This window comes from Pseudomonas sp. (assembly GCF_050739655.1).
In the GTDB taxonomy this organism is placed as follows: Bacteria; Pseudomonadota; Gammaproteobacteria; order Pseudomonadales; family Pseudomonadaceae; genus Aquipseudomonas.
In genome coordinates, this window is the sequence record NZ_JBOIBY010000527.1 from 1 (window position 1) to 7,884 (window position 7,884).

Here is a 7,884-nt window from a genome sequence, read left to right on the forward strand (position 1 = left end):
GGGTGTGGATCGCCTCTTCGAAAGCCTGGCGCAGGATGTACTGGCGGCATTCCGGGTTGGTGATCAGGCGGTACACGGCCAGGACCAGGTTGTTGGCAACCAGGGAGTCGGCGGTGGAGAAGAAGCCCAGGTTGCGCATTACGATGCGGCGCTCGTCGTCGGTCAGGCCTTCCGGGTTTTTCCAGAGGGCGATGTCGGCGGTCATGTTGACTTCTTGCGGCATCCAGTGGTTTGCGCAGCCGTCCAGGTACTTTTGCCATGCCCAGTCGTACTTGAAAGGTACGAGTTGGTTGAGGTCGGCGCGGCAGTTGATCATGCGCTTTTCGTCAACTGCGACACGGGCGGAGGCGCCTTCGAGTTCAGCGTGGCCTTAGGCGATGTCGAGGTTGTCGAGTGAGGCTTTGGCGCGGGCGACGGCGGCGGAGTCAGTAGCGGTGACGGCACGGGCTTCCAGGGCGGCGGCACCGCCAGCGCTGTCGAGACGGTCCATATTGGCTTCAGCGGCGTGGCCAGCGTTGGCGCTCTTGGCTACTACTTCCGTGTCTTCTTTGTCGAATTCGTCCCAGCTCAGCATGACGTGTCGTCTCCTGCGTGAGGGCCAGATTGCCCGTGTGAAATTATTAGGTTGGCATTTCACACGGCCGTACTGGCCGCGTTGGATAGCGTTTTTTGCAGCGGCACGCGCAGGCAAATAAACATAATTTTGTACGGGGTTCCGAGAGCCTCTGAGGGGCGCAGAAATCGATGGCGACTCCGGCGTGGGCTTCAGACTGGCGTTCGTCCCTGTAAGGGAATATTGCAGGCCCGTTTAAGGCGGCATTATAGGGAAATTTTTCCAGCCGTGGTGGGGCGAATCCGCGCATGGCGCGGCCGAGAGGGCAGGTTTTTCGGCCAGAGCGAGGGTTTATGGGGCTTTGCCGGGAGAAGATTTTTTTTCGTAAAAATGGCTTGACTCAAGTTTTGCTTAAAAAGTGAGCAGAAAAAGCGGTTTTTTACTACATGTTGTGTTTTGGATCGCTTTTCGACGACTCCAAACACAACTGAGCCCGACCGAAGCCGGGCTGGAATCGACCTTCAGCAAACGCTGAAATGACCGGATTCGGTGCAGTTACGAGTCAGCTACGATCAGCCGCTGGAGCAGCCGTTACCCATGACGCTGTAACGCAGAATATGGCGCTGACCTTTTGAGTCGTCATATTCCATTTTCATCGGGACAACTTCGCAAACATTGGGGACTTCGCTCATGGAGATAACTTTGGCGATGTCCAGGTGCATCGAGTAGGTGTAATCCTCGATGGGTGGTTGTTGCTGCGCGACATCAGTCTGGGCCTCGTCTGCCATGGCGGTTAAGCACAGGCTGCTGAGGGCCAGAACCAATAAAGCTTTCATCTAATGTTTACCTTTTTCAGGGCGAAGGGGGTCACGCAACCTTTTTGGGGTTGCGTGTGTAACTGCACTACTTGGGTTGGGTTAACTGCCTTCGTGGGGGCTGTAACTTGGTTAACTCAGTTGCCGGGTTGGCGAGGCGAATTTTAGGGGCGGGGGTGAGATTCATATAGGTGGGGTTTTGATAAACACCTTTGATGGATTTTGTAACAATCCTCGCTCCGTGCCTGATTGTTCCCGCGCTCTGCGTGGGAATACAGCCCGTGACGCTCCGCGTCACTGAACGCGGAGCGTCCCTTGAGGCATTCCCACGCGGAGCGTGGGAACGATCAAGATCAAAAGATCAGTTCCCACAGTGGCGGGTGGACGCGGGTTCTCGGGTTATCAGGACAGTTTGTATGGGCTTGTTACTACCATCGTCGAATGGTTCTATAGGCCCGGCCCGGCTAAAACAGGGTCATACAAAAACAACTATTCCACCGAGGTAAGAAAGATGAGTGCGGCTTCTCTGTATCCCGTTCGTCCCGAGGTTCTGGCCAATACGCTGACTGATGAGGCGACCTACAAGGCCATGTACCAGCAGTCGGTCGTCAACCCGGACGGTTTCTGGCGCGAGCAAGCCAAGCGCCTCGACTGGATCAAGCCTTTCACCACGGTGAAGCAGACTTCCTTCGACGATCACCATGTCGATATCAAATGGTTCGCCGACGGCACCCTGAACGTTTCCTACAACTGCCTCGACCGTCACCTAGCCGAGCGCGGCGATCAAGTCGCAATCATCTGGGAAGGCGATGACCCTTCCGAAAGCCGCAACATCACCTACCGCGAACTGCACGAACAAGTCTGCAAGTTCGCCAACGCCCTGCGTGGCCAGGACGTGCACCGCGGCGACGTGGTGACTATCTATATGCCGATGATTCCTGAAGCCGTGGTCGCCATGCTGGCCTGTACCCGGATCGGCGCGATTCACTCGGTGGTGTTCGGTGGTTTCTCGCCGGAAGCCCTGGCGGGTCGCATCATCGACTGCCGCTCCAAGGTGGTGATTACCGCCGACGAGGGCGTTCGTGCTGGCAAGAAAATTTCGCTCAAGGCCAACGTCGACGACGCCCTGACCAACCCGGAAACCAGCAGCATCCAGAAAGTCATCGTGTGCAAGCGCACCGGTGGCGACATCAAGTGGAACCAGCATCGCGACATCTGGTTCGAGGACCTGATGAAAGTGGCGGGCACCGTTTGCGCGCCGAAGGAAATGGGCGCTGAAGAAGCGCTGTTCATCCTTTACACCTCCGGCTCCACCGGCAAGCCAAAAGGCGTGCAGCACACCACTGGCGGCTATCTGCTGTATGCGGCCATGACCCACGAGCGCGTGTTCGACTACCGCCCGGGCGAAGTCTACTGGTGCACCGCTGACGTCGGCTGGGTCACCGGTCACAGCTACATCGTCTACGGTCCGCTGGCCAATGGCGCGACCACGTTGCTGTTCGAAGGCGTGCCGAACTATCCGGACATCACCCGGGTGGCGAAGATCGTCGACAAGCACAAGGTCAACATTCTCTACACCGCGCCGACCGCGATCCGCGCGATGATGGCAGCCGGTACTGCCGCAGTTGAGGGTGCTGATGGCAGCAGCCTGCGTCTGCTGGGTTCGGTCGGTGAGCCGATCAATCCGGAAGCCTGGGATTGGTACTACAAGAATGTTGGCAAGTCCCGTTGCCCGATCGTCGATACCTGGTGGCAGACCGAGACCGGCGGCAACATGATGAGCCCGCTGCCGGGCGCTCACGGTCTCAAGCCGGGTTCTGCGGCACGTCCGTTCTTCGGCGTGGTGCCAGCGTTGGTGGACAATCTGGGCAACATCATCGAAGGCGAGGCCGAGGGCAACCTGGTGATTCTCGATTCGTGGCCGGGTCAGGCGCGTACCCTATTTGGCGACCATGATCGCTTTGTGGATACTTACTTCAAGACGTTCCGTGGCATGTATTTCACCGGTGACGGCGCCCGTCGTGATGCTGATGGCTACTACTGGATCACCGGTCGCGTGGACGACGTGCTCAACGTTTCCGGTCACCGCATGGGTACCGCCGAGATCGAAAGCGCGATGGTCGCTCACCCGAAAGTCGCCGAAGCGGCGGTGGTCGGTGTACCGCACGACATAAAGGGGCAGGGCATTTATGTCTATGTCACCCTCAAGAATGGCGAAGAGCCGAACGAGCAACTGCGCCTGGAGCTGAAAAACTGGGTGCGCAAGGAGATTGGCCCGATTGCTTCGCCGGATGTGATCCAGTGGGCGCCGGGGCTGCCGAAGACTCGTTCGGGCAAGATCATGCGCCGGATTCTGCGCAAGATTGCGACAGCCGAATACGATGGGCTGGGTGATATTTCCACCTTGGCCGATCCGGGTGTGGTGCAGCATTTGATCGATACGCACAAGATGATGAATGTTGCTTAAACATCGATTCTGAGTCACTGAAAGCCCTGCCAGGTGTTCAGCCAGGCGGGGCTTTTTTGTGGCTGAGGGTTTTGTGTTGGCTGGGCTGGCCCCATCGCTAGCAGGCTAGCTCCCACAGGGATTTGCGGTGATCACGAATCCTGTGGGAGCTAGCCTGCTAGCGATGGCGATCTGTCAGCCACCACATAAACAACAGCCAATAATTATCGACTTCCCTTGTGGGACGTTTCCTACTGTTACCCGCAAACATTCAAGTTACTGAATGTGTAACCGCACCGCCCGGATACGGGGCATTGGGAAACGTCGAGCCCTGAATCAGCGCCTGAAAGTCATACAGAAAAAATAAGACCCCTCGCTGCGCTTGCCGGATTAGAAGGGTTTGCCAATAATAGGCCCGCTATTTGCTACATAGATCGGTTTACCCTCTTTTGCCTTCGCATGATTTTGCGGGGCTGTCAACGCGCCCAAGCGGCTTTCTCGGTGCTTCTGTAACTAGTTGTCGCATTGAAGAAATATCGGCTTCGGGCCTGTCGTTAGAATGCCGATCATTCGCTCGTCGTTGCCTGTGTTGAATTTCAACACGCGCTTCCCAGGACGCAGCACCGCTTTACGGTTTCACTCATTCGCATATTGGGCTGTTGCTCACTCTGCCGTTTTCGCCTTTTACCGATGGAGTCCCAAGATGAAGAAACTCGTGCTGCTTGGCGCCCTGGCACTGGCCAGTGTGTTGTCCCTGCCAACCTTCGCCGATGAAAAACCTCTGAAAATCGGTATCGAAGCGGCTTACCCTCCATTCGCATCGAAAGCGCCGGACGGCAGCATCGTTGGTTTCGACTACGACATCGGCAATGCCCTGTGCGAAGAGATGAAGGTCAAGTGCGTGTGGGTCGAGCAAGAGTTCGACGGCCTGATCCCGGCACTCAAGGTGCGCAAGATCGACGCGATCCTGTCATCCATGTCGATCACTGAAGATCGCAAGAAGTCCGTGGACTTCACCAACAAGTACTACAACACCCCGGCTCGCCTGGTCATGAAGGCTGGCACGCAGGTCAGCGAAAACCTGACCGAGCTCAAGGGCAAGAACATCGGCGTGCAGCGTGGTTCGATCCACGAGCGTTTCGCCCGCGAAGTTCTGGCTCCGCTGGGTGCCGAGATCAAACCGTACGGTTCGCAGAACGAAATTTACCTCGACGTGGCCGCCGGCCGCCTCGACGGCACCGTGGCAGACGCTACCCTGTTGAATGACGGGTTCCTGAAAACCGACGCCGGTAAAGGTTTCGCGTTCGCCGGCCCGGCGTTCACCGACGTCAAATACTTCGGTGACGGCGTTGGCATCGCGGTGCGCAAGGGCGACAAGGCCGAGCTGGACAAGCTCAACGCCGCCATCGCTGCCATTCGTGAGAACGGCAAGTACAAGCAAATCCAGGACAAGTACTTCGACTTCGACATTTACGGCAAGTAAACACGTCGCAACGACAAGTCCGAAATGGCGCAAGCAACAGGATCTCTGAGGTTTGCGCCATTTTTTCATCCCAACTTCCGAGGACCTGAATCATGTTGAAAGGCTACGGGGCTGTCATCCTCGATGGCGTTTGGCTGACGCTTCAGCTCGCCTTATCGTCCATGGCCCTGGCCATCTTGCTGGGCTTGATCGGCGTGGCACTGCGTCTGTCGCCGGTGCGCTGGCTGGCCTGGCTGGGCGATCTGTATTCCACCGTGATTCGCGGTATTCCCGACCTGGTGCTGATCCTGCTGATTTTCTACGGCGGTCAGGACCTGCTCAACCGAGTGGCACCGATGCTCGGTTATGACGAGTACATCGACCTCAATCCGCTGGCCGCCGGTATCGGCACCCTGGGCTTTATCTTCGGTGCGTACCTGTCGGAAACCTTCCGTGGCGCGTTCATGGCGATCCCCAAGGGGCAGGCTGAAGCGGGCATGGCCTACGGCATGAGCAGTTTCCAGGTGTTCTTCCGGGTGTTGGTGCCGCAGATGATTCGCCTGGCGATCCCTGGCTTCACCAACAACTGGCTGGTACTGACCAAGGCCACCGCGCTGATTTCGGTGGTGGGTCTGCAGGACATGATGTTCAAGGCCAAGCAGGCGGCAGATGCCACCCGCGAACCTTTCAACTTCTTCCTCGCAGTGGCGGCGATGTACCTGGTGATCACCAGTGTCTCGTTGCTGGCATTGCGTCACCTTGAGAAGCGCTACTCGGTAGGCGTAAGGGCGGCTGAGCTATGATCTTCGACTACAACGTCATCTGGGAGGCCTTGCCGCTGTACCTCGGCGGCCTGGTGACCACCCTCAAATTGCTCGCGCTGTCGCTGTTCTTCGGCTTGCTGTGTGCGCTGCCGCTGGGCTTGATGCGTGTCTCGAAAAACGCGGTCGTCAACATGACCGCGTGGCTCTACACCTACGTGATCCGCGGCACGCCGATGCTGGTGCAGCTGTTTTTGATCTACTACGGTCTGGCGCAATTCGAGGCCGTGCGTGAGAGCTTCCTCTGGCCATGGCTGTCCAGCGCCACGTTCTGTGCGTGCCTGGCCTTCGCCATCAACACCAGCGCCTACACCGCCGAAATCATCGCGGGCAGCCTGCGCGCCACGCCGAACGGCGAGATCGAAGCGGCCAAGGCCATGGGCATGTCGCGCGTCAAAATGTACAAGCGCATCCTGCTGCCGTCGGCCCTGCGCCGGGCACTGCCGCAATACAGCAACGAAGTGATCATGATGCTGCAGACCACCAGTCTGGCGTCCATCGTGACCCTGATCGACATCACCGGCGCGGCACGCACGGTCAACGCGCAGTTCTACCTGCCGTTCGAGGCGTACATCACCGCCGGCGTGTTCTACCTGTGCCTGACGTTCATTCTGGTGAAGCTGTTCAAGCTGGCCGAGCGCCGCTGGTTGGGCTACCTGGCCCCGCGGAAGCACTGATATGGAACGCATCGATCATTCACTGCCGTGGAGCCACTTGGGCAGCGAGCGCAAGATTTCGGTGTTCAGATTCGGTAATAAGGAGCGTAGCGGCGAGCGCAAGGCTTACATCCAGGCCAGCCTGCACGCCGATGAATTGCCGGGCATGCGTACCGCCTGGGCGTTGAAAACACGCTTGGCCGAACTTGAAGCCCAAGGCTTGTTGAACGGTGTGATCGAACTGGTCCCGGTGGCCAACCCACTGGGCCTCGGTCAACTGCTTCAGGGCAATCATCAAGGACGTTTCGAGGCGGGCAGCGGCAAGAATTTCAACCGCGATTTCGTCGAGTTGAGTGCGCCAGTGGCCGCACAACTCGATGGGCATCTTGGTGATGACCCGCACGCCAACATCCGTTTGATCCGCCAGACCATGAGCGATCATCTGGCGGCGCTGCCTCCGGCCAGCAGCCAGTTGCAGGGCATGCAACGCATTTTGCTCAGCCATGCCTGCACCGCTGATGTGGTACTGGATCTGCATTGCGATGCCGAAGCGGCGCTGCACATGTATGCCTTGCCACAACACTGGCCGCAGTGGCGCTCGCTGGCTGCACATTTGAATGTGAAGGTGGGATTGCTGGCGGAAGACTCCGGTGGCAGCTCGTTCGACGAGGCCTGTTCGTTGCCGTGGTTGCGCCTGTCGCGTCTGTTTCCGGATGCGCAAATTCCACTGGCCTGCCTGGCGACCACGCTTGAATTGGGTGGTCAGGCTGACACTGGCCGCGAAGAGACTGAAGCCTACGCCGAAGGCATTCTGGCGTTCCTCGCCGAGCAAGGCCTGATCAGCGGTGAATGGCCAAAGCCTGCGCAAGAGCCTTGCGAAGGCATGCCCTTTGAAGGCACCGAATTGCTGTTCGCGCCACACCCTGGCGTGATCAGTTACCTGCGTCAACCTGGCGAGTGGATCGAAGCCGGTGACGAAATTTTCGAAGTGATCGATCCGTTATCGGATCGGGTCAGCACGGTGTGTGCTGGTACGTCCGGGGTGCTGTTTGCCATTGAACGGCTGCGTTATGCCCAACCCGGTTTCTGGCTGGCCAAGGTGGCGGGGCGCGAAGCGCTGCGTCACGGGCG

6 protein-coding genes and 1 pseudogene are annotated in these 7,884 nt (G+C 58.3%); 5 read left to right on the top strand and 2 right to left on the bottom strand.

Annotated elements, in window-relative coordinates; all coding sequences use genetic code 11:
• Together ACRESJ_RS25055 and ACRESJ_RS25060 are read right to left on the bottom strand one after the other, a co-directional pair.
• Positions 1-574: pseudogene (locus ACRESJ_RS25055) on the bottom strand (ribonucleotide-diphosphate reductase subunit beta); the annotation flags it as partial.
• 551 nt (positions 575-1,125) lie between these two features.
• On the bottom strand, positions 1,126-1,389 hold the full coding sequence (locus tag ACRESJ_RS25060) for a DUF2790 domain-containing protein (protein WP_431760305.1): 264 nt from the start codon (positions 1,387-1,389) through the stop codon (positions 1,126-1,128).
• Positions 1,390-1,879: 490 nt separating this feature from the next.
• Here ACRESJ_RS25060 and acs point away from each other — a divergent pair, with 490 nt between their 5' ends.
• From acs to ACRESJ_RS25085, 5 genes are all read left to right on the top strand, one after another.
• Positions 1,880-3,835 carry an acetate--CoA ligase gene (gene acs, locus ACRESJ_RS25065; RefSeq protein ID WP_431760306.1) on the top strand — a complete coding sequence of 652 codons (1,956 nt, stop codon included), beginning with the start codon at positions 1,880-1,882 and terminating at the stop codon, positions 3,833-3,835.
• A 682-nt stretch (positions 3,836-4,517) separates the two neighbouring features.
• Positions 4,518-5,297, top strand: a complete 780-nt coding sequence (locus tag ACRESJ_RS25070) for an ABC transporter substrate-binding protein (RefSeq protein WP_431760307.1) — start codon at positions 4,518-4,520, stop codon at positions 5,295-5,297.
• Positions 5,298-5,389: 92 nt separating this feature from the next.
• Positions 5,390-6,079, top strand: a complete 690-nt coding sequence (locus ACRESJ_RS25075; RefSeq protein WP_431760308.1) for an ABC transporter permease — start codon at positions 5,390-5,392, stop codon at positions 6,077-6,079.
• A complete protein-coding gene (locus ACRESJ_RS25080; RefSeq protein ID WP_431760309.1) occupies positions 6,076-6,774 on the top strand; it encodes an ABC transporter permease in 699 nt (232 codons plus the stop codon). The genes ACRESJ_RS25075 and ACRESJ_RS25080 overlap by 4 nt, the downstream gene beginning before the upstream one ends.
• Position 6,775: 1 nt before the next feature.
• A partial coding sequence (locus ACRESJ_RS25085) for a M14 family metallopeptidase (protein WP_431760310.1) occupies positions 6,776-7,884 on the top strand: 1,109 nt, incomplete at its 3' end.